Source organism: Limosilactobacillus gorillae (genome assembly GCF_001293735.1).
GTDB classification, from domain to species: Bacteria; Bacillota; Bacilli; order Lactobacillales; family Lactobacillaceae; genus Limosilactobacillus; species Limosilactobacillus gorillae.
Genome location: NZ_BCAH01000005.1, coordinates 1 through 21786, shown reverse-complemented (window position 1 = coordinate 21786; position 21786 = coordinate 1). Strand labels below are relative to the sequence as shown.

At 50.2% G+C, this 21786-nt stretch carries 22 protein-coding genes and 1 riboswitch; of the genes, 11 read left to right on the top strand and 11 right to left on the bottom strand.

The features are described 5' to 3' along the window. Window positions 1–129: 129 nt before the first annotated feature. Window positions 130–1491: an MFS transporter gene (locus AOQ57_RS00625; protein ID WP_093624192.1), complete on the top strand. Its 1362-nt coding sequence runs from the start codon at window positions 130–132 to the stop codon at window positions 1489–1491. Between the two features lie 167 nt (window positions 1492–1658). On the opposite strand, the gene AOQ57_RS00620 is transcribed toward AOQ57_RS00625, so the two are convergent. Further along, window positions 1659–2111, bottom strand: a complete 453-nt coding sequence (locus tag AOQ57_RS00620; protein WP_167336619.1) for a universal stress protein — start codon at window positions 2109–2111, stop codon at window positions 1659–1661. A gap of 116 nt (window positions 2112–2227) precedes the next feature. Here AOQ57_RS00620 and AOQ57_RS00615 point away from each other — a divergent pair, with 116 nt between their 5' ends. Continuing rightward, window positions 2228–2626, top strand: a complete 399-nt coding sequence (locus AOQ57_RS00615; RefSeq protein WP_093624188.1) for a hypothetical protein — start codon at window positions 2228–2230, stop codon at window positions 2624–2626. Window positions 2627–2632: 6 nt separating this feature from the next. Then, window positions 2633–3097, top strand: coding sequence for a hypothetical protein (locus AOQ57_RS00610; protein WP_093624186.1), 465 nt, complete (start codon window positions 2633–2635; stop codon window positions 3095–3097). Window positions 3098–3369: 272 nt separating this feature from the next. On the opposite strand, the gene AOQ57_RS00605 is transcribed toward AOQ57_RS00610, so the two are convergent. Beyond that, window positions 3370–4221: an SAM-dependent methyltransferase gene (locus AOQ57_RS00605; RefSeq protein ID WP_093624184.1), complete on the bottom strand. Its 852-nt coding sequence runs from the start codon at window positions 4219–4221 to the stop codon at window positions 3370–3372. A 2-nt stretch (window positions 4222–4223) separates the two neighbouring features. Then, complete coding sequence (locus tag AOQ57_RS00600; protein WP_093624182.1) at window positions 4224–4643, bottom strand: helix-turn-helix domain-containing protein; 420 nt, start codon at window positions 4641–4643, stop codon at window positions 4224–4226. Between the two features lie 132 nt (window positions 4644–4775). On the opposite strand from AOQ57_RS00600, the gene AOQ57_RS00595 reads away from it, so the two are divergent. Beyond that, a complete protein-coding gene (locus AOQ57_RS00595) occupies window positions 4776–5738 on the top strand; it encodes an alpha/beta hydrolase (RefSeq protein WP_093624180.1) in 963 nt (320 codons plus the stop codon). Window positions 5739–5802: 64 nt separating this feature from the next. Here AOQ57_RS00595 and AOQ57_RS00590 read toward each other — a convergent pair whose 3' ends face one another. The 6 genes from AOQ57_RS00590 to AOQ57_RS00565 form a co-directional block, all read right to left on the bottom strand. After that, a complete protein-coding gene (locus tag AOQ57_RS00590) occupies window positions 5803–7764 on the bottom strand; it encodes a cation:proton antiporter (protein WP_093624178.1) in 1962 nt (653 codons plus the stop codon). A 67-nt stretch (window positions 7765–7831) separates the two neighbouring features. Then, window positions 7832–8179 carry a magnetosome magnetite crystal formation protein family gene (locus AOQ57_RS00585; RefSeq protein ID WP_093624176.1) on the bottom strand — a complete coding sequence of 116 codons (348 nt, stop codon included), beginning with the start codon at window positions 8177–8179 and terminating at the stop codon, window positions 7832–7834. 45 nt (window positions 8180–8224) lie between these two features. Further along, window positions 8225–8878 (bottom strand): energy-coupling factor transporter transmembrane component T family protein, encoded by a 654-nt coding sequence (locus AOQ57_RS00580; protein WP_093624174.1) that lies wholly within the window; start codon window positions 8876–8878, stop codon window positions 8225–8227. After that, complete coding sequence (locus AOQ57_RS00575; RefSeq protein WP_093624172.1) at window positions 8868–10250, bottom strand: ATP-binding cassette domain-containing protein; 1383 nt, start codon at window positions 10248–10250, stop codon at window positions 8868–8870. Before AOQ57_RS00575 ends, AOQ57_RS00580 begins: the two co-directional genes overlap by 11 nt. A 4-nt stretch (window positions 10251–10254) precedes the next feature. Then, a complete protein-coding gene (locus AOQ57_RS00570) occupies window positions 10255–10824 on the bottom strand; it encodes an ECF transporter S component (protein ID WP_093624170.1) in 570 nt (189 codons plus the stop codon). An 80-nt stretch (window positions 10825–10904) separates the two neighbouring features. Then, a riboswitch (TPP riboswitch) is annotated at window positions 10905–10994 on the bottom strand. 323 nt (window positions 10995–11317) lie between these two features. Further along, a complete protein-coding gene (locus AOQ57_RS00565) occupies window positions 11318–12277 on the bottom strand; it encodes a nucleoside hydrolase (protein ID WP_093624168.1) in 960 nt (319 codons plus the stop codon). 163 nt (window positions 12278–12440) lie between these two features. On the opposite strand from AOQ57_RS00565, the gene AOQ57_RS00560 reads away from it, so the two are divergent. The 5 genes from AOQ57_RS00560 (at window position 12441) to AOQ57_RS00540 (ending at window position 17072) form a co-directional block, all read left to right on the top strand. Continuing rightward, window positions 12441–13439 carry an NAD(P)/FAD-dependent oxidoreductase gene (locus AOQ57_RS00560; RefSeq protein WP_093624166.1) on the top strand — a complete coding sequence of 333 codons (999 nt, stop codon included), beginning with the start codon at window positions 12441–12443 and terminating at the stop codon, window positions 13437–13439. Window positions 13440–13751: 312 nt separating this feature from the next. After that, entirely contained in the window at window positions 13752–15596 is a 1845-nt protein-coding gene (locus AOQ57_RS00555) for a heavy metal translocating P-type ATPase (protein WP_093624164.1), read from the top strand. A 66-nt stretch (window positions 15597–15662) separates the two neighbouring features. Then, on the top strand, window positions 15663–15896 hold the full coding sequence (locus AOQ57_RS00550; protein WP_093624162.1) for a heavy-metal-associated domain-containing protein: 234 nt from the start codon (window positions 15663–15665) through the stop codon (window positions 15894–15896). Next, window positions 15896–16444 carry a ferritin family protein gene (locus AOQ57_RS00545; protein ID WP_093624160.1) on the top strand — a complete coding sequence of 183 codons (549 nt, stop codon included), beginning with the start codon at window positions 15896–15898 and terminating at the stop codon, window positions 16442–16444. Before AOQ57_RS00550 ends, AOQ57_RS00545 begins: the two co-directional genes overlap by 1 nt. After that, window positions 16422–17072 carry a Crp/Fnr family transcriptional regulator gene (locus AOQ57_RS00540; RefSeq protein ID WP_093624158.1) on the top strand — a complete coding sequence of 217 codons (651 nt, stop codon included), beginning with the start codon at window positions 16422–16424 and terminating at the stop codon, window positions 17070–17072. Before AOQ57_RS00545 ends, AOQ57_RS00540 begins: the two co-directional genes overlap by 23 nt. 48 nt (window positions 17073–17120) lie before the next feature. Here the strand turns inward: AOQ57_RS00540 and AOQ57_RS00535 are convergent, their stop codons facing one another. Both AOQ57_RS00535 and AOQ57_RS00530 read right to left on the bottom strand, forming a co-directional pair. Next, complete coding sequence (locus tag AOQ57_RS00535) at window positions 17121–17606, bottom strand: DUF7679 family protein (protein WP_093624156.1); 486 nt, start codon at window positions 17604–17606, stop codon at window positions 17121–17123. A 75-nt stretch (window positions 17607–17681) separates the two neighbouring features. Beyond that, window positions 17682–19811, bottom strand: a complete 2130-nt coding sequence (locus AOQ57_RS00530) for an LTA synthase family protein (RefSeq protein WP_093624154.1) — start codon at window positions 19809–19811, stop codon at window positions 17682–17684. Window positions 19812–20032: 221 nt separating this feature from the next. Between AOQ57_RS00530 and AOQ57_RS00525 the strand changes: the two genes are divergently transcribed. Beyond that, the gene (locus AOQ57_RS00525) at window positions 20033–20686 is read left to right on the top strand and encodes a histidine phosphatase family protein (RefSeq protein ID WP_093624152.1); all 654 of its coding nucleotides are present in this window, start codon (window positions 20033–20035) and stop codon (window positions 20684–20686) included. 232 nt (window positions 20687–20918) lie between these two features. Then, window positions 20919–21773 carry an SDR family oxidoreductase gene (locus tag AOQ57_RS00520; RefSeq protein ID WP_093624150.1) on the top strand — a complete coding sequence of 285 codons (855 nt, stop codon included), beginning with the start codon at window positions 20919–20921 and terminating at the stop codon, window positions 21771–21773. Window positions 21774–21786 lie beyond the last annotated feature (13 nt).

Sequence of the window (21786 nt, the reverse complement as noted above, 5' to 3'; positions counted from 1 at the left end):
TCCCGGGATCATTTCCCGGGAAATACATAGATAAATTTAAGGTTAAGGAGGGACGTTAAACTGGTTCAACTAGTGACCTAAGAAATGGTTTACCCAAAGTACCATTTTGCGGGATAAGGGAGTGATATTGTGTTTAATTTTCTAAAGCCGTCACCGGATGCTAAAAACCTAGTTCCCAAGGAAAAGGTAACCGAGACATACCGAAGACGACAAGTGGGGGTTTTGGTTGCCACCTGTATTACCTACCTTGCTTACTACATTATTCGTTTAATTTTCACTACCGAGCAAAAGCCAATTATGGAAGCGTACGGCTTCTCAATTGGGCAAATTGGGCTAATCCTATCGACCTTCGGGATTGGTTATGGGATTGCTAAGCTATTCATGGGCGGACTAGCCGATAAGTCCAACACTAAGCGCTTCTTGGCGTTCGGTTTATACTTGTCCTGTATCTTTAACGCCCTTCTAGGCTTTACCAAAAACTTCTACGTTATCCTATTTTTGATGCTCTTGGTGGCTGTAACCCAAGCAATGGGGGCGCCGGCCTGTCAACGGGAAATCTCCCTATGGTTTGCTAAGAAAAACCGGGGGACGATGTTCTCAATCTGGTCTTCTGCGCACAACGCTGGGGCCTTCGCCTGTGTTGCCTGTATTCAAATGGCTACCCTACTGTTCTCTGGCTCATTAACGGCGGTCTTCCTAACTGCATCCGTAATCTCAGCCATTATCGCAACTTTGATGTTGCTTATTAATTCCGAACGGCCAGAAGCGGTTGGCTTGCCAAACATGGCTGAATATTCCGGTTACGTGGAACTGGATGAAAAGGGGGAGGCGACTTTTCAAGAACTTTCCCACAAGTCCTTTACCCAAATTCTTATCCAAGATATCTTAACCAATAAAGTTGTTTGGGCTGTTACTTTAACTTCGATGTCGATCTATATCGTTCGTTATGGGGTTATGAGTTGGATCCCAAGTTACCTACCGACCAAAGGCTTCTCTACTGACTGGGCCAAGTGGTTAGTCGGAATTTTTGAACTGTCGGCCGTACCAGGGGTGATTATCCTCGGGTTGGTGTCTGACTTCTTGAAGGGCCGTCGTTCCTTAGTTTGTTTCGTCTGTGTGATTGGCCTGATTGTCTGTTTAGTAACCTACTTTACCAGCACTAACCAAGCTGTAATTACCGTGGTCCTCTTCATCATGGGGAGTCTGATCTATGCTCCGCTATCTTTAGTTGGGCTAATGGTCAACGAAGCAGTACCGAACTATGCTGTCGGGTTATCGACAGGATTTATGGGCTTTTTCCAGTACGTCTTCGGTGAAACGGCTGCCACGGCTTTGATCGGACAACTAGTTGACCGTTTTGGTTGGCATGCTTCGGCCACGACTATCTACGTTGCCGCGGCGGCAGCCTTCCTGCTCTTGATTTACCTCGTCTTCAAGGAACGTAAGATCATGCAAATGGAAGCCAAGGCCAACATTACCAACGGCAACTAATCTTCGAAAATGTGACAGAAATCTAATTAATAATTCAAAAGGGGCTGTGACAAAAAAACTGTCACAGCCCCTTAGTTGCTTAATCTTAGTTAATAACCCCAAAATCCTTTGCTTTACTATCAAAACCTTACTCAGGCTAAGAGCTCACCTACTTAGTTGACTGAAGGCTAGACGCGAACAACCTGTACGTCGCACGTTGCGTTGCGGACTACATAGTCGGTAACCGATCCGACAATTAGGCGTTCAACCATTGACAGCCCAGTGGTCCCAATCACGATCAAATCGTTGTGGTGGTTGGCAACAAAATCGTGGGCAATCACTTGCTTGGGATTGCCGAAGCGGATGTGGATGGCGACTGATTCGACACCGCTCTCTTCGGCGTGCTTTTTCAAGTCGTTAAGCCGTTCCTGGGTTGTCTTAACCAGATCAAAGGTCTGACTAGCACTCAGCGAGCTGGCAATTGCATAGTTATCGGTCAGTTGGTTAACCTGAGCGACGTTTAAGATGTCTAAGTGGGCCTGGTGCTTCTTAGCAACCGCGATCGCCTTTTCGATTACTACTGGGGTGGCTCGGGAACCATCAACTGGGGCCAGGATGCATTGGTAAGTTCCGTTTGTCATAGTGATTCCTCCATTTATGCTTTTGGTTTGATTATACCTTTTTAGAAGGGGAAGGGAAATTGAGCTTTACAAACTGATCAGTTAGAATAGAGGGAGATTATCAAAAGGGGGTCAACATGAAAAAAACAACGAACGCGAATAAAATCATTGCCTACACAATCTTAGCAATGGTGGCCGCGGTGATTATCGAATTTTGTATGTTTTACCAGGTGGGGCGGTCGTTAACCTCGCTAGCTGTCTTGGGCCGGGTGGGCTTTTTAGTCGTCTTAACAGTCTTGGTAGTAATCTTTGTTGCCCTGCGGGTCCGGCTATCCAGTTACGTGACGATCCTGGTTAACTTGTACATGGGGATCATCAGCCTCGGTGGCCTCCTACAAGTTCATAACCGGATGACGATCAGTGGGCTGGTTATTCAACTAATTGCTACTGTTGGGGTGGTGATCGCCTTAGCCGGGTTAATTCAAGGGATCCACCAACGGATGGACTACACGTATTCGCGTTTAGAAGGGAAGTAACGAGCAATGGAAATGACCTATGAACAATACTTGGGGGAACTAACTAGTGAACGGGTACAGGTAACAAGCGGCCAAGTTGATGCTGCGACCCTGCAACAAGTAGCTACCTTGAAGGCTGGTCTAACCTCCATGGCCGAACAGATTGCCACCGGCCACTTGTGTCAGTATAACTGGGAGGTCAAGGTACCAATTGGTGACTCGGTCAGTGTCCGTTTGGAGATGAATCTGATCAATGTACCAATGGCTGAGGCCGAGCGGTTAGATCCTAAGATGTTGGAACGGGAGCAACCTTACCCGGTTAAGGTGTACATGGTTGCGGAAGGAGAAGATCTCAATAAGTCGAACTTACGAATTGATTACCTGGCCGACGCCGATGACGTAAGCGAACAAGACACTGGTAAGCTAAGCGAATGGGTTACTCAACAGCTCAGCGCCCTGATCGAAAACCGCAGTCAGGAACAAAAAGGTTAGCCCGTTCTTGATTAAGTTGTTAAGCCGTGGTATGGTAAACATTGCGATGAGTCGAGAGGTCTGGTAACCGACCCTAATTTGGTTACCCCGCGCGAGCGGTAATGATTCTCGAGTGGGGCACGTTAACCTACCGGATTGTAGGGTGCCTGGTCAAACTGGTAGTGGACGACCGGTACGACCTGAGATAGTATCAATACACACCGGCGTAGCTATTAAGCTACGCTTTGCCAAACAAAACGCCCCCTGAATCCACATTCAGGGGGCGTTTCTTATTACTCAACAAGGTAAACTTGTTCGTCAATCAAGTCAAAGGACCTTAGATCGGCGTTAACTTTTTCCAGTCCAACTTGGGTTAACCGAGCTTCCTTCCAAAAGCGCTTGGAATTAGTGGCGCCGTTCTTTTCACCAATCACTAACAACTTGACATCGGGGTAGTTGGTGCGTAGGTGGTTGAGTAAATCCCAATCGGCCTCGCCCTTGTCTGGGGCCCATGACATTAGTACGTACTTAACCTTACTGGCATACTTGTCGACAGCAGCAATGGCATCCAGGGGCTCAATCTGGGTGACTGGTCGGCGCCCCGTCTGGTTTTCCTTAACCCAGGCGGTACTATCGGTGGTAATTACGGTTTGGGTGGGGCGTTTGTCCTTTAGACCCTTGGATAGGTAACCGTTGCCGGCCATCACTTCCAAGACCGGTGCACCCTTTAAGTAATCACTCAGGCTGGCCACAAAGGCAACGTTGGTGAAGGACCACAGCCCGTAAGTTTCCTCCAGGTAATCACGATAATCGCGCAAGAGGTGGTCGACCTTGGGGAGGGCAGCCGTATACTGATCCCACAAACGGTCTCCTTTGACATCGCCCTGCGGGTACTTAGCCGCCAGCTGGTTGTAAATCGTGGTCTGAATGTCATCGGGTAACAGTAACTTAGGCAATGGCTGGGGTAAGAGACCCGATTTTAATAGTTGATCGTCTAACAAAGCGGCGTTGAGTAGGTATTTAACCTGAGGTACAGCATCAAATAGGTCTCGATAGTGGGTTAGTTGCTCGATATAGGGGGCGGGAGAATTGGAGTGGGCCTTTTTAGTGGCCTTTTTTAATTGGCGTAGTTTTTTGGGGTTCATAATTAGTCCTTAAAGTTTAAGTTTAGTTCCTCTTGTTGACCGTAGAAGGTGGCCGTTTCATGACGGTTGTCGCGACCCTTAAAGTAACCGTCGATCAGTTGGAAGATTTCGTAACGATCCTCGCCGGTTAGGGTGCGTTGGTTGAAGGTTAATTCTTTTTTGGTATCGAAAAAGAGCTTCGCCAGGTCGGTCTCGTCATGGTCAGCGCGCCCAGTTAGGTAGTCGAGGCTGACGTTAAAATACTCGGCTAACTTACGGACCTCCACGTATGATGGAGTCCGGATTCCTCGTTCCCAGTTTCCCAACTGAGAAGGGGTATTGGGCTTTTCGCCCGGGGCCAGGTGCTGGCTTAAGCCGTTGGCAAGTTCTTGGAGGGTAATTTTTTGTCCGGTGCGTAGGGCCCGGAGACGTTCTGGAAACATTTCAACACTTCCTTCCTCAATTCAAGAACATTATACCATTCACACCACGCCTCGTGGCCCAGGAAAAGCAAATGGCGTTGCCCCACCGAGCGTGGTAGAATTGATAGGCGCAATGATTGAGGAGAGAAATTGATGAAGAAAACAATAACCAAAAAGCGACACTGGCCCTTAGTGGTCGGTGTCATTGCCTTCCTCTTGGTGGGGGGCTTTTTAGGGGCGGCAGTCTACTTTTTTAATGTGGCAATGGTCGCCGGACACAAGTCCTTTATTAACAACAACGTCCGTCTGGAGAAGTCCGACCCGCTTTACACTCAGAAGCGGTGGTTTAAGACGGCCACTAAGCAGGTGTGGACGATGGAATCAGCTAGTGATCATCTGAAGCTGGACGCTGACTACATCCCGGCGGCAAAGAAGACCACCAAATCGGTCCTAATTGCTCACGGCTATATGAACAATAAGGAATCGATGGGAGCCTACGCAGCCATGTTCCATCAACTAGGCTACAACGTCTTGATCCCTGATGCCCGGGCTCACGGCAAGAGCCAGGGGAAATACATTGGCTATGGCTGGCCGGAACGTTTTGACGAGCGCAAGTGGATTGACCGGCTGATTGAAAAGAACGGTCAAAATAGTCAAATTGTGATGTTTGGAGTTTCAATGGGGGGCGCTACGACAATGATGACGTCGGGCCTTAAACTCCCGCGTCAGGTCAAGGCCTTTGTGGAAGACTGTGGCTATATCAGTGTCAACGCTGAACTAATGCACGAGGCCAAGGATCTTTACCACCTGCCTGGCTGGGTTGCCTGGCCGTTAATTAAGACGATGAGCGGGATTAACCGGATAGCTAACGGCTTTTTCATCGGCCAGGCCAGTGCGGTCAACGCCCTGCACCATAATAAGCGCCCAATGCTCTTTATCCATGGTACTAAGGACACCTTTGTTCCAACGGCGATGGTCTACCAAAACTACGCCGCTACCCGGGGGGCAAAACAGTTATGGCTGGTCAAGGGGGCCGTGCACGCTAAGTCGTTTGCGACCGCCCCAGCCGCTTACCAAGCACACATTAAAGACTTCTTAGCCAAGTATGTTAAGTAACTAAAAAGCTTCCGCCCTGTTTACAGGCGGAAGCTTTTTCATTAAATATTCAAGAGGGCCACGGTTAGTTTGAAGACTGGATGTAAACCAGTTGGTCGGTGGAGATATGTTCATTAAGGGCGTTGGCCAGTTCAATTGAGATCACGCCATTGGCGGCCGCCTGCTGAATATAGGAATGTTCAAACTGGAAGGCCGCAACGAAGAGGGTATCGATCTGCTCGTTGTCGAGATGTTCATGCCGACGGAAGAGGCGCTGACGGTTAAAGTAGGACCGCCTGACCATCGTGACTTCGTGAATGTTTTTTGTGGTCTGGATCTCCTTTAGGTAGGTGTTCACTTGGGGATAGACCAGATCAAAGACTTGGGCAATCTGCTGCTGGATTGAAGCAACTTCATGCTTAAAGTACTCGGCCTGAGCTGGGGGAATCCGGGAGACCTTGTGGCGAACCCGGTGCCACTTGAAGCGGTAGTAGGCCGCCCGCCACAGACTGAACAGGCCCTCACCGCGACCGGCTAATTCCCGGGAAATTAATCCTACGTAGAGGCGGGCAATCTTGTCGGTCACCTTGCCCTCTTCGTTGAGTTTGGCGATCGCTTCAAGCTCAACTTCATGGGCCTGGTCGTAAATTTTTTGAAAGAGGGCCTGGTGGGTCTTGAAGGTTAAGGTATTTTGGCTGGCTAGCCCGTTGATGACAACCGCCTTTTCGGCCGCCCCGCCGGGTTCGTCGGCTAGCTGGTCAATGGCGTAGTGGACGGTCTTATTGAGCTGGTCTTGGAAGTCACTCTGCCGGTAGCTCTTCTTCTTTTTAGGTAGGACACGGGGAAAGGCCAGCGTTCCAACGGTAATACTAATGATGATCACAAAGGCAGCGATTAAGATCATGGTGGTACGAGCGGCCAGGGGCTGCCCGTTGATAGTATGTGGAATTGAAAAGGCCATTGCCAAAGTGATTGTCCCGTGGATTCCCCCTAAGGCTAAGAGGAAGCTGTCCTTTTTTCTGCGCTTGGGTTTAGAGTTTAAGTCGACGAACTTGAGCTGACTCCACAAGTAGCGTAAGAGCCCCATTACCAGGTAGAGGACAACGGCGACCACGAAAATCTCAGCTAAATGGCCGATGGCGGTGTGACCCAAGACCCCGGGGAGGGTAACCCCCAAGAAGACGAAAACCAGTCCGTTTAAGATGTCTGAGGCCATTGACCAGATCGTAGTAGAGGCGATTTGGACTTTGGCTGAGGTTAGTCGTAACCGGGTGTACAGGAGAGCGTGGACGAGTCCAGCGGCTACCACGGCCAGAATACCAGAAAGATGCAGTTCTTCAGCAAACCAGTAGGTGACGATCGGGGTCATCAGGTTGATCGGGATGACAATCCGGCCGATGTCAACGTGGGAGCGCATTAATGTTGTTCGCAGATTGATGACCAAGAAGCCAATGATTGCCCCAAAGATAATCCCGCCCAAAAAGACATAGAGGAAGGTGAAGATCCCCTGGCTGAGCGAAAAGTGGCCCGAGGAAAGGGTACTAGTGGCTAGACCAAACAAGACCAGCCCGGAGGCATCGTTGAAGAGGGCCTCGTGCTCCAGGGTCCGGTTGACGTTTTCGGGCATGGCAACCGTGGCTGATAGTGACTTAACGGCAACTGCATCGGTCGGGGCAATGATTGATCCCAGCATAAAGGCCAGGGGTAAGGAGAAGGTCGCCGCCATCGTTAGGTGTAAGCCAACCCCAACGACCAGGACTGAAACAACCGCCAGGAAGACAGCCATTGAAAGCATCTGCCTGATTCCGTGAGAAAGCTCGCGCAGGGCGGTGGATTGCCCGTCATTGAAGAGTAAGGGGGCGATGATTAAGAGTAAGAAGGTTTCCGGCTCCAGTTCAAAGGTATGCGACTGGACCGGAATTAGGGCTAAAATAACCCCGGCTAAAATTTGGTAGATGGCCAGTGGTAACCGGGGCCAGAGCAGGTGCAAAATATTAGCGGCCACCACGGCGATTAGGAGCAGTAAGATTCCAAAAACCGTCGACAAAAATGATCATCCTTTCTGTGATTTATGTAAAAAACGCTCCTGGACCAAGGTTCAGAAGCGTCAGGGCCTAGCGCCGTCCTAAAAAGACCAGGACGGCCATGGCAATGTTATAAATGTAGAGGACCAGGCTGACCAGGCACAGTAGGGTGATCCAAAGAACCACGAACCAGCTAGATGAGGCATTTAAGCTGATCATGTTCGCTACCCCGAGGATACCATAGCCCAGTAGGAGAACGAGGACCATGATTAGGGGGACAAGCTGCGTCCAAAAGGCCATTCTGGCGTGGGAGGCAAGGTTCGGATTGTCACTTCGGGCTACGATCCAGACAATTAGTGGGAATAGGACCGGTAAAAACATAATGCTCAGGTAGCTAAGGCCGCCCATAAAGCGGGTCGTAAGGGCTTGCTCGTTCATTGAAAATCTCCTCCCAAACGCTTTTCTTCTAGTATACCGAAAAGCTTAGGGAAAGGCGATCAAGAGTACTTGTAAAATTATAATTCCCGAAGTAAGGAGCACCCAGTCGTACCAGTGAACGGTGATCGGGTGGGCTGCCGTACGGGGATGCCCCTCGACAAAACCGTGTGATTCAATGGCTTGGGCCAGCTGGTCGGACCAGTTAATCGCCACCAGGATCGCCTTAAAGTACAGGGTTGGTGACCACAAGTGAAGGGTGACGCCGCGCATCAAGGCGGCTGCTTTAATCTGGGTGACCTCTTGCTTGATTTTTGGTAATAGGTTAACCGCCGAAAGAGTCCCGTAGGCAAACTTAGCTGGCAAGTGAGCGGTTTGCTCTAAGGATTGAGCGAGCTTGAGTGGGGTGGTGGTGAAGGTTACCGTCGCTCCGGCCATCACATAGAGGTAGATCCGGGAAACCAGGACCAAGCCGAAGTGTAGATCGTGGCCCGGGCTATAGGCAACAATCGTGACGAAGAGGGCTAGGGCCGGTAAGAAGGGACCACAGATTAGCCACAGCCACTGGCGAAAGCGGAGGTGGTGGAATAATAAGACGATAATGGCGAGAATTAAGAAAACCAGGTTAGCAGTTAAGCGACTGGTGAAGGAGACCTCAAAGGAGATCCAAAGGACTAATAGTAGTTGTAGACTAGGATTCATGGCGTTGCTCCCCTTGGTAAGTGAGGTGGTGATCAGCGAGGTGGAGGCGGTAGTCAATGTGACTGGCTAGCCCGGCCGACTGGTGGCTGATGATAATCAAAGTCTGAGGGCAAACTGCCCGGCTTTGTTCAATTAATTGCCAAACAACGTCGATTGACTGGTTATCCAGCCCGGCGAAGGGTTCGTCCAACAGAAGGGTTGCTTGGCCCATCATTAGCATCACCAGTAGCTGAAGCTTCTTTTGTTGACCGCCAGAAAGCGAATAGACAACCCGCTCGCCCATTTTGGCCAGGCCCAGCTTCTCCAGAGCCATTTGCACCCGGACGGGAGTAAAGAAGGGGTTTTGTCCCTGTTTTTGACTGAGTTCTAGTTCCTCATTGACGGTTACGTTTAAGTATTGGTTGCTGGCTCGCTGAAAGACTAGACCAACCTGACGGGCGTAAGGGGCCGCCTTAATTGTTCGAACTTCCTGGCCTTGGTGGGTGACCGAACCGACGTAGGGGTGTAGCTTAGTTAGGGCCTTAAAGAGGGTCGTCTTACCGCTACCAGATTCTCCAGTCAGGAGGGTGATCCGGTCCTTAAAGAGCTTGAGCTTGTCGATGGTTAACAGTGTAGCGCCGTTTGTGGTTAGCTCAAAGGCGTCAAATGAAAAGAGGGGGGCTCCATTTTCGTCCGGAAGGTGGGCGAGAAGTGGTTTGGCTAATTCATCGGCCTGATCAAAACGCCGATTGGCTTCTTGGTCGGTAAGGACGTGGCAGTGCCCCTTTTCAAAGGCAATCACGGTCGGCTTGTACTGGCGATAGCCCTGTAGGTCGTGGTCAGCGATGATAATGGTCTTTCCCTGATTCTTGAGCTCAACCAGGCGAGCTAGTAACTGGGCCCGGTGGTTGTGATCCAAGGAGGCGAAGGGTTCATCTAAAAGGATCAATTGACTGTCCATGGCGACGATGATCGCAAGGGCGACGAGCTGTTGCTCTCCCCCGGACAGGGTTACCAGTCGCCGGTCGGCTAGGTGGGTGGCCTGACAGAAATTTAGGGCGTCGGCAACTCTTTGCGGGATTTTATCTGGCGGAGTGGCCAGGTTTTCTAAAGCAAATTCAATCTCGTGGCGCGGGGTGTCCAAGGCAAACTGAAGGCTTGGGTCTTGAAACATCAACGCGGCACTTCCGGGAACTGCTCCGGTTATCTCCCCGTGCAGGTTTCCCCCGTAGCGGGGCAAGAGGCCAGCCAGGATTTTCAAGAGGGTTGACTTACCACTACCTGAACGGCCGGAAAAGAGGTAGAGTGTACCGGAATTAAGGGTGAGTTCTAGGTCAACCAAGACCGGCTGCTCTTGGTAGGTAAAGGTCAGTTGGTGAATGCGGTATTCCATGGGCTTAAACCTGGGCGTTTGGGATGACGTGGGCCCGCTCCAAGAGTCTGGTGATCAACTTGACTAAGACCCCGCAGAAGAGAAACATCGAGATTAAGCGAATTGCAAAGCAGGCCAAGAGGATTGGCAGGGCAAAGTGGCTGTAACCGTTCCTAAACCAATCCCAGGCAAAGGTTACGATGGTGGTGGTGAGCGTGGTTGACAGGATCGTTACCCAGTTGTAAAAGCGATAGCCAACCAGGGTAAATCCCAGCTCAGTGGCGACCCCTTGAACAGCCCCGGAGATCAAGTTGGCTGCCCCCCACTGGCCACCCAAAAACATTTCGCCGGCTGCGCCGAGAAATTCACCTAGGAAGGCAGATCCCGGTCGCTTGAGCATAAAGCCGGCTAAGGGACCGGCCATGCACCACAGGCCCATGGTGAAGTCATTGCCGGCTGCCCCAAGACCCAGTGGGGTTAAGAGTAACGTGACGGCGTTATAAACGAAGTCACCGGCAAAGTAAATCACCCCGAAGATGATTCCAATAAGGGCAAGTAAGATAACATCGCGTAAACCAAAGTGTGATTTGTTCATGAGAAACAATCCTCCAAAAAAGTATTTACCATCCTTGCCCAAAGAAAAAGCCACCCCTGGTTTTGGGGTGGCTGATTTTTGACGGATTTAACCTGTCGCTCCCTTCGTTGGTACTAACCAAAGCAGGTTCAATGGGTATTTCTCAGCCAATGGCACCCCAGACAAGATATGATTTGTAACCATCATACCCGTTTTTGGAGATAAGGGCAAGAAATGGGGGATGATTGCTTGGTCTAAACGGTTTGTGGTACCACGCCTTGTTCAAAATGAAAGGACTTTGATCTAGTCTTGAAGAGGGATTCCCATATCTTGTGGATAAATCATGATTTATCCACAAGACCTTGGGTAAAAGTGGAAAACTAAAGGCCAAGGGTTAATTAATCTTGACCACGTTCCGTGGTGTTCGGAATTAACGTTACATTAGAGGGTAACGATCCGTGGTGCAATGGATAAAAAAAGTGCTCCACGATGGGAGCACCCGGGAAGGTTAGGTTTAGTGTTCCTTGAACAAGTTGGTCAGGTAGTTCATGAAGGTGGCGAGGTAACGATCTTTATCCACGTCCACAGCAACCTTGGTGTTCGGATTTGGGTCATTTAAGCGATCCTTGTCGCCAACTGTACGGCCGTAATTGTGTTCGTCGTAGATGACCTTCATGAATAAGGAGATCGTGGTTACAAAGGATGGGTCCAAAGATACCCCAACGGCCAGCGGGTCGTGTAAGGCACAGCCGTTCTTGTCGATGTCTAAGTTGTAATAGGCATCGATGTAAAAGTCGGTGATATCGGCAAAGGCGATCCCAGACTTGGTGCCTAGGTCACGCCACTGTTGGGTTTCCTTCTTGGTTAGGAGGGTTCTTAGGGTTACGTCCAAACCAACCATCGTCAGCGGCAGGTCGCTTCTCAAGACCACGTCGGCAGCTTTGGCGTCCTGGTTGATGTTGGCTTCGGCCACATCGGTAACGTTACCTTCAACGGTTAAGGCTCCACCCATGAAGGTAACGTTGCCAATCAAGTGGGCAATTGCCGGGTCCTTTTCAAGGGCGGCTGCCAGGTTGGTCATTGGGCCGGTTGGGATGATGATTAGATCTTGACCGTATTTATGAGCGGCTTCAATGTAAAAGTCAACCCCAGACATTTCTTCTAAGGCCCGGTTTGGTTCTGGCAGGTTAACATCACCGATCCCGTTATTACCATGGATATCCTTAGAAACCTGCATTACATCGAAATGATCACTGGTACTGGAGTGAGGTAAACCCTTGTAAACAGGAACATCGGTCTGACCGAGCAGTTCCAGTAACTTAAGGCTGTTTTTAGCGCAGACGTCCATCAAGTTATTCCCGTAAGAGGAGACAATCCCGATCAAGTCAACGTCAGGGGCGGCAACCGCATAAGCAATTGCCAATGCATCATCAACCCCAGTATCCAAGTCCAAAATCATTTTCTTTTGTGCCATTATAAAACCCTCCGTAATGTACATTTTGTGATTCCGTTTTCAATAATACTTGAATCAAGGGGTAAACACAAACGAAATTCCAAATAGGACGAACGTTCGGAAAACGGTGCTTTGAAGGGAACGTGGTATAATGCGGAACAAGCTAAACGAGGAGGAATTATTCATGGAAGAATGCTACGACGTGACAATTATCGGTGGGGGCCCCACCGGGATGTTTGCGGCCTTTTATTGTGGCTTACACCAGCTTAAGGCTCAGTTAATTGAGGCGCTCCCTCAGCTAGGGGGCCAGCCAGCCGCCCTCTACCCAGAAAAACGGGTCTGGGATGTGGCCGGGAAGGCTGGGGTTACCGGCCAAGAGCTGGTTGACGACTTGATTGCCCAGCTTGCGGTTGCTCCAGTTGACCAGTTTTTGGGTGAGAAGGTGACCAACGTGATCAAAGAAGTAGATGGAACTTTCACGATCCAAAGCAAACAGCGGACCTCCTCGTCTAAGGCAGTGGTGATCGCAATGGGCAATGGGGCCTTTAGTCCGCGTCAGCTGGCCCTAGCGGGGTCCAAAGAACTGGAAGGCCGCCAGGTACGCTACTTTGTCAACCACAAGAAGGACTTCAAGGATCAACGAGTGGCCGTCTTAGGTGGTGGGGACGCCGCCATTGATATGGCCCTGATGCTAGAGGACGTTGCTAAGCAGGTTTACCTAGTCCACCGCCGCAATGAGTTCCGCGCCTTACCGCTAACTGTCGAGCAACTGGAGGAATCAACGGTTGAGAAGCTGACCCCTTTCCTGCCAAAGGACCTGGTGGTTAACGCGGATCAGTCAGTAACCTTAAACCTCAAGAAGATGCGTACCGATGAGGAACGGCCGCTTGAAGTTGACAAGGTCCTGGTCAACTACGGCTTTACTTCCAACAACGCCGCCCTAAAGGAGTGGTCCCTGGATTTGGCCAGTGAACGAGGACAGATTAAGGTTGACGCTACCATGCAGACCTCGGTGCCGGGGGTTTATGCGATTGGTGATGGGGCCACTTACGAGGGGAAGGTGGACTTGATCGCAACTGGTTTCGGTGAGGCGCCAACAGCGATCACCAACCTGGCTAAAGAACTCTATCCTAAGAAAAAGATGGCCACCCACAGTTCCTCGATGAAGATCAACCAGCAGTAATATTGGGCTAAAACCGCTCCGTAACACCGGGGCGGTTTTTTTAGATTCTTGATATGGATCAATTTAAAGTGGGGCCTTGTCGGATATGCTAAGGAGGGTAAGGGAGAAGGTAATTGTTATCAAGAACGTGGAATGATATGAAGATATCAACTAGTGAGACCTAATTTTCGTCAGGAAGGTCAAATAATGTGAAGCGAGGACTAGGTCGTCGTTGAACATAAAATTTAGAAAGGAGAAGCTATATTTCTTTTTGACAGGGTAGGACTTATGAAATTTTACCTTGGTTCACATTTTATATAGCAGTGATAATCGATGGGAAAGCTTCAAACATTCTTTAGCCGCCACCAGCGGGTTAACGTTGGGGCGATGACGTTATTAATCATACTTGCCGAGCTTAGCCGCTTGACAAGCTTTGAGGTAGTCACTCCGCTTATGATTGCCGCCGCCGTTATCGGGGGTGTGCCGATCATCTTACGGGCAGCGAGCGCTTTGGCCTACCGGGTGGTTTCAATTGAGCTACTGGTAGCCGTAGCGATCATAGGTGCCGCCATTATTGGCGAGTTTAACGAAGCCGCCATCGTCGTGTGGCTCTTTAACCTTGGCGACGTCTTGGAGGAGGTGACCTTAAAGAAGACCCGGGCGGCCGTCAAATCACTGACCGAATTGGCGCCCCAAACCGCGGAAGTGCTTGCTGACATTAACGATACCGTCGGGGAGGTTGAGGAGATTGACTTTGTTGAACAAGGTGATTTGGTCTTGGTTAGGGCCGGTGACCGGATCCCAGTTGACGGGACAGTCAAGAAGGGGACCGGAGTGGTCAATGAGGCCAGCCTAACCGGGGAAGCCCGGCCAATTCAAAAGATGGTTGAGCAAACCGTCAGCGCCGGCACAATTCTAGAGGATGGTCTACTAGTGGTTGCGGCCAGCCGGGTTGGGGAAGACACCACTTTCGGCCGGATTATTGAGCTGGTTGAAGAGGCCCAGGATAGCAAGTCCAAGGCCCAGCGGGTGATTGACCGGTTTGCAAAGTATTACACCCCCTTGGTGTTAGTGCTAGCTCTCTTGGTTGGCCTGGTTACTCGGGATTTGGCGTTTGCGATCACGATCCTGGTGTTGGGCTGCCCTGGGGCCCTGGTGATCGGGGTGCCGGTTTCGACCGTTGCTGGGATTGGCCAGGCGGCCCGGCGTGGAATCCTGGCCAAGGGGAGTGCCAGCCTGAGCGCCTTAAACCGGGTCGATACCCTGGTTTTTGACAAGACCGGTACGGTTACTAAGGGTCAGCCGGAAGTGGTTGACCAGTGGTGGGCTCCCGGAGCTAGTGAAGAAGATCGTCAGCTGCTGGTCAGCGTGGAAACAATTGCCAATCATCCGCTGGCCAAGGCAGTGCTCAATGGTGTGGCTGCCACCCCCCAGCCGGTGGATAAAAGCAGAGTGCGCCTTGGGCAGGGGATGGTAGCTGAAGTTGCTGGCCATCAGGTCTTAGTCGGCAATGCCAAGCTACTAGGTGAGTTTCAAATTAGTCTGGGAGCGGTAAAGGAAGTTACCCAGGCCTGGCAAACGGCGGGCTACTCCCTGGTTTACCTGGCTGTCGACGGAGTGTTGAGGGGGAGTCTTGCCATTACCGATCCACTCAAAGATGGGGCCCAGGCTACGTTTAAAAAGCTTCGGACGCTTGGCTACACCAACCTGATCATGTTGAGCGGGGACAACCAGACGACCGCCGAGCAGGTTGGCCGAGCGGTGGGAATGACAGAGGTGAGAGGAGACCTTCTACCAGCTGATAAGGCTGAAATCATTAAGGAGCTACAGGCCCGTGGGCATGTGGTCGCCCTTTTAGGGGATGGAATTAATGACAGCCCAGCCCTGGCACTGGCCGAGGTTGGAATTGCGATGGGCAATGGGACCGACGTGGCCCTAGACGTTTCCGACATCGTTTTACTTCATTCCGATTTGACCAAGCTACCGCTGGCACTTACGATTGCCAAGAAGACGTCCGCCAACATGACTCAAAACATCACGATCGCCCTTTTGACCGTTGCCCTCTTGTTTGGCGGCCTCCTTGCCGGCTACGTTCATATAGCCTTGGGGATGTTGATTCATGAGCTGAGCATTTTGATCGTAATTTTAAATGGGATGCGGTTACTAAAAGTTCGTTAATCTTGACGGTGGTCAATTATTTTATCATTTGAGACGTTTATACTGAAGGAAAAAGGAGGATGAAACATGAAGAAGATAATGATGGAACTGGGCGGGCTGTCTTGTCCGTCCTGCTTGGAAAAGATTAAAACAGCGGTCGAGCACCAAGCCGGGGTCAGTGAGGTCAAAGTCCTCTTCAACGCTGGCAAACTCAAGGCCACTCTGGATACGAATCAAGTGACGGCACCGGTCTTAAAACAGGTCATTGAAAACTTGGGATACCAAGTTAAAAACGTTAAGGAAAAGGAGGTCACTCAGTAATGACGCCCGAAGAATGCTACCAAGCGGAACTCAAGCAGGCTGATGTCGATCACCATACTCCGACAGCCGGGGCGATGACTGGCCACATTCTGGCCAACCTGTGGTTACACCAACAAAAGATTAACCAAGCCCGTCTTTTTGCTAAGGGGTGTGCCAGCCTGTTTTTGACTCAGTACGCAGGTGATTGGTTGACAATGGAACGCCGCTACTTTGATCGGATCAATGACCTCTTGGTCCAGCGTGGTGAGGCGGTACCAACCGTAACCGCTCAGTTCACAGAGTACACGATGCTAAAGGAAGACGGTGCGGCTAAGTATTTCCCGGGAAAGGATCAGCTCTTTGACCTGATTAAGGACTTTGATACCCAACTGCTCTTTATCCAAAAGGCAATTGCACTAGGAAAGCAGGAAGGACTGATGAAATTAGTGCACACCTTGGTTGATTTGGACGAATGGATGCGTGCTCAGATTTTAGCCGGTCAAAATTTCCTGGGTAATGATTTGATGACGGGAAGGTATCAAGAGGATGATGAAGACGACGAATGGTGAGCATCTTTGTGTTTCGCTAGTGCCCCTCTTTAACCAGCTACCATTGCAAGACCAGCGGCGAATTGAGTCGGTAGTGGTTCATCATCGTTATCAGCGCGGCCAAGTTATTTTGGCCCCAGGTGACAGTGGACGCTTAGTAATTGTAGAGGATGGTCAGGTGAAGCTCTACCAGCTTAGCGCGGAGGGTGAAGAGCAGGTCCTTTCTGTGATGAACACTGGTGATTACGTTGGCGAGCAGTGGCTTTACGGGACCGAAAATGAAACAACCTTTGCTGTGGTTCAAAAAGACGCCGCCATCTGTACAATCAGCTATGAGGACTTCACTAATCTCTTGGCTGACTACCCAGAGTTGGCATCCCGGCTTTTACAGCTAACAATGGCCAAGGTCCAAGAGTTAACGGTTCAGAACCAGTACTTGGTGATGGATTCGGTTGAAGAGCGCTTGTGGTCTTATTTGACTCGCCAGGCTGAGCACGGCGGACAAAAAAGGTTCACCCTGCCAATGAAGATGAAGGATTTGGCTGCCTACCTGGGGACAACGCCAGAAACCTTATCGCGTAAGTTTCGGCGTCTCCAGGCTACCGGACGAATTGTGCGTCACCGCCGGGTGGTGACGATTATGAAATAAAAAAGCTGTGACAAAACCGTCACAGCTTTTTTATTTCAGCAGGTGAACTTACTTCTGCCTGGACTCCTTACGAATTCGGGCCAGTTGCAGTTGAATCCGCCACTTGGTAATCAAAGTAATCAGTGGATGGCGGCGGTGATTAACCCAGTAGTCGACATCGGCGTGGATCTGGCGTTGGCTCCACTTGGGGTGGTCGTGGTGCAGGAAAGTTGTGTTGACGGTAACGTCTTGTCTTTGCCATATTTCAGCCATGATGAACTGGCTCCTGGTCCGTAAAAGTTGATCGGTGGCCGGGCCGGCCTCCACAGCGGTTAGGCTGGTAATAATCCCCGTGGCAATCGGCGGCGTTACCCGGTTACTTTTGAGGTAGGGGGCAACCGGAACGTTGATCAAAGCTCGGACCATAACGGCGTTCCAATTTTGATCCCCCTGGTCCCAGCGCTCGGCAAGGCCAGGTTCAACATCGTTAGCGATTAAGTAATCGGCCGCTTTTCCCCAGCTTAGCTTGACGTGAGCGATAAAAACGGTTGACATTTGATTCACCCCCCTTTTTTTATTAATTTGATTATACAACAAAAGCGGGTCAGCATATGCTGACCCGCTTAACTGTTAGTTGTTGTTGGCGTCTGGATTGGTAATCTTGATTCGGTTGGAAGTTGTTGAAGAGTGGTTCAATTCAGGTGCGTCGGTACTGAAGACGTCGGCGGTCGTCTTACCCCCGTTCTCGCTGATCAAAGAGGTGGACTTGTTACCAAGCTTCTTCTCGATTTCTTTTTCCTTCTTCAATCCGTTGGCATAGTTATATTTGCTTGGGTTGACCTTGGTGAAGCCCTTCGGCGTGTAAAAGCGCAGGAGGTTCTTTTGATTGAGCGAATCGGACAGGGATAGCTCCTCGTTGACCAATTCGCTGTCGGCATCTACCTTTTTTTGTTCGGCCTTGGTCAACTTAGCAACTTTACCAGTCTTATTACTGTAGACCGTCCCAGAGAGTGAAGTGTAATTTGGCGTCACGAAGTCACGGTTACGGAAGGCCACCACTTGACTGTGCTGGCTGGAGAAAAGGTCGGTTCCAAACATGATGTAACGTTTGGTTGAGATCCCCAGTAGGTGCAAGAGAGTTGGTAGGACGTCAATCTCCCCTCCGTAGGTATGATAAACACCACCCTTGTTGGTCCCTGGAATGACAAACATCAGCGGTACCCGCTGGAGTTGGGCATTGTCGAAGTCGGTCCAGTCATCACTGTTCTTGCCTAGAACAGAGGCCAGGTCTGGGTTTTCACTGTTGGAGATTCCGTAGTGGTCCCCGTACAAGACGATGATCGACTTTTTAGCCAGTCCCGACTTATTCAGGTAATTGAAGAATTCCTGGACTGCCTGGTCGAGGTAGTGGGCGGTCACAAAGTAGTTGTTAACCGTGGTGTTGTCGGTATTAGGGGCAGTAAAGTTAGGATCGGTGTCTTCACTATCGAGGTCGAACGGGAAGTGGTTAGTAACCGTGATGTACTTAACGTAAAACGGCTGCTGCAGGTTTTCTAGGTACTTAATTGAATCATTGAAAAGCAGTTTATCCTTTAAGCCGTAGCCAGTCGACTTGTCGCCGGAGGTGTCGTAATAAGAGGCATCAAAGAAGTACTGGTAGCCCATGTTTTTGTAGACGTTGTTACGGTTCCAAAATGAGGCGACGTTACCGTGGAAGACGGCTGATGAATAGCCGGCCCGCTGTGCCAAAATGGCCGGCGCCGCTTCAAAGGTGTTGTCGCTCCCCAGGGTAGCAAACAAAGATCCTTGCGACAGACCGAAAGTAGAAGTTTCCAGCATGTTTTCGGCATCTGAGGTCTTCCCTTGGCCAACCTGGTGGAAGAAATTGTCAAAAGCGTAGGTATCCTTGCTTCTGTACAGGGAGTTTAAGAACGGCGTTACCTCCTGGCCGTTGACCTTTAAGTTGATCAAGAACTGCTGGAAGCTCTCTAGGTGAATTACGATCACGTTGCGTCCCTTGGCGATCCCGTACATTTTAACGTTAGGGGCGGCGTAGTGGGAGTCAGTAAACTCCTTAACCTTTTCTAGCTCCGATTTAGTAGCGGACTTACGCATGTCGTTAACGTGCTCTGTCTTGATTAGGTCGTAAGCCGTGAAGGTATCTAAGCCCAGGTACTTAACGATGTAGGTCCGATCAAACGTCCGGCCGAGCAATTGGGGCCGGTCCATTTCCGCTACCGCCAGATTAACCCCGAAGACAACCAGGGCCACTGAGGTGAACGCAAAGGCAACTCGGTGGCTGAGCGCGCGGGGGTCAAACCTAATCTTACGAAAGAGCATTAGAATCAGGATAACCACGATGTCAAGCCAGTAAATGACGTCGTGAGGGGCGGTCAAGGCGATTGAGCTTCCCGACAACCCCTGATTAACCTTGGAGTAACCCGTCATGGTAGCGATTGTCATGAAGTCAGTGAATTCTCGGTAGTAGATAACGTTTAGGTACAAGAGGACCGTATTTAAAACGTCAATCCCTATCAAAATTGGGTAGAAGAAGCGCGAACGCTTGAAGTAAAAGGCGATCCCAAATAAGAGTAGGGTCGTCCCTAGTGGGTTAAACAGTAAAATTGCGTACTGAATAATCCCTTCGGCACCCAATTTAAAGTCGGTAAAGTAGGCCACCAGGGTCTTTAACCAAAAAAGAACCACCAGAAGGGTGAAAAAGCCAATCCGGGTGTTCACGAATTTTCCGAGTCGTTTCATCGTAGAGTGATCCTCGCAGACATAGAATAATTTTGTATAAACGAAGGGCTAATAAATTAGCCGGTAATGCACAACATTTTATCACAAGATACCGGGTGACCGGGGCAATTTGAAGAATCGTTGAAGAAACTTAACGGAATAGATAGTTAGATGCTGCCGTATTAAACGGAAGATGGGGTACAATGGGGGAAATTGAAAGAACCAACATTGGAGGGATAATGATGACTAAGATTAACATTTACCTCGTTCGCCATGGACAAACCTACTATAACATTTACAACAAGCTTCAGGGCTGGAGTAATTCGCCTTTGACTGCTAAGGGGGTAGAAGACGCAAAACAGGCTGGCGTACGCCTCAAGGATATCCACTTTGATGCTGCCTTTTGTTCCGATCTAACCCGGGCAGTGGAAACTGCCCAGGTAATCCTAGATGAAAATCAGGCCGCCTCGGTTGAAAAGCCGGTGACGGCCGCTTACTTCCGCGAGGAATTTTACGGCTCCTACGAGGGAACCTTCATGGATCAGGCCTGGTACAACGCCGGAGCACCCCACGGTCTGAAGAGCTTTAAGGACATTGTTACTGAGCATAGCATCGATACGGCCAAGGATTGGCTCAAGGATGCTGATCCTTTTCACGATGCCGAAAATAGTCAGGAATACTGGGCGCGGATGAACCAGGGTCTGGCTTTGATTCAAAACGCTGGTTTGCCGGATGGTGCTAACGTCTTGTTGGTGTCGCACGGCAATACCTGCCTGTCCCTAATCGAACGTTTTGGAGCTGGTAAGTATGACATCACTGAGCGTCCAGCCAACGGTAGTTTGTCTAAATTAGTGATGGACGGCGACCAGGTAACGGTCGAGTTTTATAACCATTAATGATCATTATAGCGCCGTTACCGGGCGCTTTTTTTGGCTATGCCTGTTGATAATAAAATAACAGTTGGTATAATTAACTATGTGATATATAAAGTAACAAGAATGAGGGGGTTAAATAATGAAGTATGCCGTTACCGGGCGCTTTTTTTGGCTATGCCTGTTGATAATAAAATAACAGTTGGTATAATTAACTATGTGATATATAAAGTAACAAGAATGAGGGGGTTAAATAATGAAGTATGCCGTTACCGCTGCGACCGGTCACTTTGGCCGGGTAGCCGTTAAACAACTGACTAATTTGGTTGGCAAGGAACAAGTGGTTGCTATCGTGCGTAACGTCGCTAAGGGTGAAGAGATCCTGCCGGCAGGCGTGGAGATTCGCCAAGGGGATTACACCGACCCAGCCGGGATGCAAGAGGCCCTAGCTGGAATCGACCGCTTGCTCTTTATCTCTTCGCAGCCGGGTGGGGCGGTTAACCGGGAAATTCAACATTGTAACGTGGTCAAAGCTGCTAAGGCAGCCGGGGTCAGCTTGGTTGCCTACACCAGTTATCCGAACGCCGACCAGGCCACGGCGCCGTTAGCCCACGACCATCAGGCGACTGAAGAGGCGCTTAAGAAAAGCGGGTTAGCTCATGTCTTCTTGCGCGACAACTGGTACTTGGAAAATGATCTCAGTTTCCTTTTGGCCGGCCAGGCGGGACAGCCAGCCATTTACTGGACCGACGGTAAGGCCGCGTGGGCGCCAGAAGCTCTCTACGCCACGGCCGCCGCTAAGGTTCTGATCACCAGTGCTCCCAAGGAGGTTTACGAGTTTGGTGGCCAGCCGGTTAGCTACAAGGAACTCGGGGCAGCCTTAGAAGAGGCCCTGGGTAAGAAGGTAAAGATCACCAAGTTGAGTCGGCCCGAGTACGAAGCTGCACTGGTAGCATCGGGTATGGACGAGCAAACGGCAAGCCAGTTTGCCTCCTTTGAAGAGCCTCACCAACACGGTGACCTGGATGTTTCAAGTAACGACCTTGCGACCGTCTTGGGCTACCCGCTGCCGAGCCTAGTTGAGAGTATTAAACAATTATTGAATAACTAAATATCAAAAAGGC

Excerpts from the sequence above, each read along its gene's own strand:
- AOQ57_RS00560 (WP_093624166.1), top strand. The coding sequence starts at position 12,441 with ATGGAAGAATGCTACGACGTGACAATTATCGGTGGGGGCCCCACCGGG.
- AOQ57_RS00605 (WP_093624184.1), bottom strand. The coding sequence starts at position 4,221 with ATGAACCCCAAAAAACTACGCCAATTAAAAAAGGCCACTAAAAAGGCC.
- AOQ57_RS00575 (WP_093624172.1), bottom strand. The coding sequence starts at position 10,250 with ATGGAATACCGCATTCACCAACTGACCTTTACCTACCAAGAGCAGCCG.
- AOQ57_RS00565 (WP_093624168.1), bottom strand. The coding sequence starts at position 12,277 with ATGGCACAAAAGAAAATGATTTTGGACTTGGATACTGGGGTTGATGAT.
- AOQ57_RS00610 (WP_093624186.1), top strand. The coding sequence starts at position 2,633 with ATGGAAATGACCTATGAACAATACTTGGGGGAACTAACTAGTGAACGG.
- AOQ57_RS00615 (WP_093624188.1), top strand. The coding sequence starts at position 2,228 with ATGAAAAAAACAACGAACGCGAATAAAATCATTGCCTACACAATCTTA.
- AOQ57_RS00620 (WP_167336619.1), bottom strand. The coding sequence starts at position 2,111 with ATGACAAACGGAACTTACCAATGCATCCTGGCCCCAGTTGATGGTTCC.
- AOQ57_RS00555 (WP_093624164.1), top strand. The coding sequence starts at position 13,752 with ATGGGAAAGCTTCAAACATTCTTTAGCCGCCACCAGCGGGTTAACGTT.
- AOQ57_RS00570 (WP_093624170.1), bottom strand. The coding sequence starts at position 10,824 with ATGAACAAATCACACTTTGGTTTACGCGATGTTATCTTACTTGCCCTT.
- AOQ57_RS00540 (WP_093624158.1), top strand. The coding sequence starts at position 16,422 with ATGATGAAGACGACGAATGGTGAGCATCTTTGTGTTTCGCTAGTGCCC.
- AOQ57_RS00595 (WP_093624180.1), top strand. The coding sequence starts at position 4,776 with ATGAAGAAAACAATAACCAAAAAGCGACACTGGCCCTTAGTGGTCGGT.
- AOQ57_RS00600 (WP_093624182.1), bottom strand. The coding sequence starts at position 4,643 with ATGTTTCCAGAACGTCTCCGGGCCCTACGCACCGGACAAAAAATTACC.
- AOQ57_RS00525 (WP_093624152.1), top strand. The coding sequence starts at position 20,033 with ATGACTAAGATTAACATTTACCTCGTTCGCCATGGACAAACCTACTAT.
- AOQ57_RS00530 (WP_093624154.1), bottom strand. The coding sequence starts at position 19,811 with ATGAAACGACTCGGAAAATTCGTGAACACCCGGATTGGCTTTTTCACC.
- AOQ57_RS00580 (WP_093624174.1), bottom strand. The coding sequence starts at position 8,878 with ATGAATCCTAGTCTACAACTACTATTAGTCCTTTGGATCTCCTTTGAG.
- AOQ57_RS00535 (WP_093624156.1), bottom strand. The coding sequence starts at position 17,606 with ATGTCAACCGTTTTTATCGCTCACGTCAAGCTAAGCTGGGGAAAAGCG.
- AOQ57_RS00545 (WP_093624160.1), top strand. The coding sequence starts at position 15,896 with ATGACGCCCGAAGAATGCTACCAAGCGGAACTCAAGCAGGCTGATGTC.
- AOQ57_RS00520 (WP_093624150.1), top strand. The coding sequence starts at position 20,919 with ATGAAGTATGCCGTTACCGCTGCGACCGGTCACTTTGGCCGGGTAGCC.
- AOQ57_RS00550 (WP_093624162.1), top strand. The coding sequence starts at position 15,663 with ATGAAGAAGATAATGATGGAACTGGGCGGGCTGTCTTGTCCGTCCTGC.
- AOQ57_RS00585 (WP_093624176.1), bottom strand. The coding sequence starts at position 8,179 with ATGAACGAGCAAGCCCTTACGACCCGCTTTATGGGCGGCCTTAGCTAC.